This is a genomic window from Microbulbifer discodermiae, assembly GCF_040742695.1.
Taxonomy (GTDB): domain Bacteria; phylum Pseudomonadota; class Gammaproteobacteria; order Pseudomonadales; family Cellvibrionaceae; genus Microbulbifer.
The window spans coordinates 1-1,693 of record NZ_JBFLAB010000141.1 but is presented as its reverse complement, the minus strand read 5'-3'; the positions used below and the strand labels follow the sequence as shown (position 1 = coordinate 1,693).

The window sequence follows — 1,693 nt, the reverse complement described above, 5'->3', positions numbered from 1 at the left end:
AAGCTCCGGGGAATGCCGGCGACGCTTCACGGGTTTCTTAGCAGGGATAATTTCACTCATATTAGGTGTCCACTTGTTGATAGGTGGACACCTAAATTACAGCGCAGAATTTGGCTTGGTAGATGAGTTTGCCGGACGCTTACGTCTATTGGCTGCCGGGGCCCTAGACTGGTGCCCATACTGCAGCGCCCTCCCATAACGGCACAGCAGCCCACTTAGGGGTATCTCACAATTTTGTAGCTCATTTATATGGAGGAAAAAAATGGGGCCTCGCATTCCCAAAACTGGTTGATTTATACGAACTCCCAGAGCTAGATGCGAACGCTTTCATTGAGCAAGAGCTCGCCTAACACTCTACTTGTGATGTTGAGCTACGCGACCTAGTTAACACAATTGGCAGACTAATTAACTCTAAATACAATAAAAGTTAATCAATTAGCTTTACAAAGTTGGTCTTATTGATTAACCTGTTCTCACTTACCAGGGAGAACAGCCATGCCTACGACCTGCTCAACTAACCCTCCTTGGGACTCTTTTAGAAGGTTTGAGCGTCAAAAAGAGTCTCAAATAGGCTCGTCTATATCCAGCACAGTTCTGACAAACGGTTGTATCCGCCTCGACAGTATCACTCGCCAGACTGAACCCGGCCTGAAGCAATCTCAGGGGGTGGCGCAATGATGAACTTCGCCACCAGCTCAGCCAGGCCAGTAGAAGACGCCCTCCCCGACTACGAGTGTCACCAGGACAGCCAGCGGGAAATCACCGACAAGCAAATTAAGAAAGTCTCCGACTTCATCGAGTGCCGCTTGTTTAAAGAGCGCGGCGTTTTAAGCAAAGCTGCCGTGCGCGCTCGCGAATTGTTCGCCGATGCAATGGCAGACCAAATCGACAGCCTAGCCGGGAACTCAGATAGCACCGGCCCTGAACACATCGGTTTGCTTGCAATACATGACGCTGTAGAGGCTGGATTCGAGATCCAAGAGGCCGCCCGTAAAGCCATAGCGCACATTGCCGTGGAGCATTTTGAGGAGTTCTCAGCCGAGGCTCGCTGCTGGGGTTGGCTGGAATGATCAACCGCCTCTCTGAAAAACGAATCATCAGCTTCATGAAATGGCTTGGCAACCAGGGCGCAGAGATGCTGCCGATCACCAATGAATATGAGGTGATTCGTTTCCGTTGTTCTAAAGGCGTCGGCGTCGTCTATCGAAACAGTAAGGGGAGGCTCTCTGTCAGCAGCCCACTCGTTACGGAGGCTTTAAACGCGTATTTCTCCAATGGAAAGTGGGCCGGGAAGGGAAAACCAACAAAGCGCTTTTATGGGAATAAACGCAAGCTGCAGCTTTTGAAGCGCGACGGCGATGAGTGTTTTTACTGCGGGAAGCCACTTGATACAGATGCCACCGTGGAGCATCTGGTTGCACTCAGTCAACGCGGCCCGAACAGATTAGAGAATTTGGTATTGGCTCATAAATCCTGCAACCAGAAAGCTGACAATCTCCCGGTAATTGAGAAGGTTCGGCTGCGCGAAGCAATGCGAGCGGAGGTGGCAGAGCAATGAAACCCATACGGCTCAACCTCGATACAGCCAGCATTAGCGCCATTGCGGTCGCCGCCAGTCGTCGGGCCAGCTACCTGTTTCCTGGCCTGAAAGTAACCGTGGTTCGCGCTTGTGACATGGACTTGTGGGAAGGGG

General features: G+C 51.4%; 2 protein-coding genes. Both read left to right on the top strand.

The features are described 5' to 3' along the window. Positions 1–674 precede the first annotated feature (674 nt). On the top strand, positions 675–1,070 hold the full coding sequence (locus AB1S50_RS19420; RefSeq protein ID WP_367152919.1) for a hypothetical protein: 396 nt from the start codon (positions 675–677) through the stop codon (positions 1,068–1,070). After that, positions 1,067–1,558 (top strand): HNH endonuclease, encoded by a 492-nt coding sequence (locus tag AB1S50_RS19415; RefSeq protein ID WP_367152917.1) that lies wholly within the window; start codon positions 1,067–1,069, stop codon positions 1,556–1,558. The genes AB1S50_RS19420 and AB1S50_RS19415 overlap by 4 nt, the downstream gene beginning before the upstream one ends. The last annotated feature ends 135 nt before the right edge of the window (positions 1,559–1,693 follow it).

What these genes read in the sequence shown, in the direction of transcription:
- AB1S50_RS19420 (WP_367152919.1), top strand. Translation starts at nt 675, where the DNA reads ATGATGAACTTCGCCACCAGCTCAGCCAGGCCAGTAGAAGACGCCCTC.
- AB1S50_RS19415 (WP_367152917.1), top strand. Translation starts at nt 1,067, where the DNA reads ATGATCAACCGCCTCTCTGAAAAACGAATCATCAGCTTCATGAAATGG.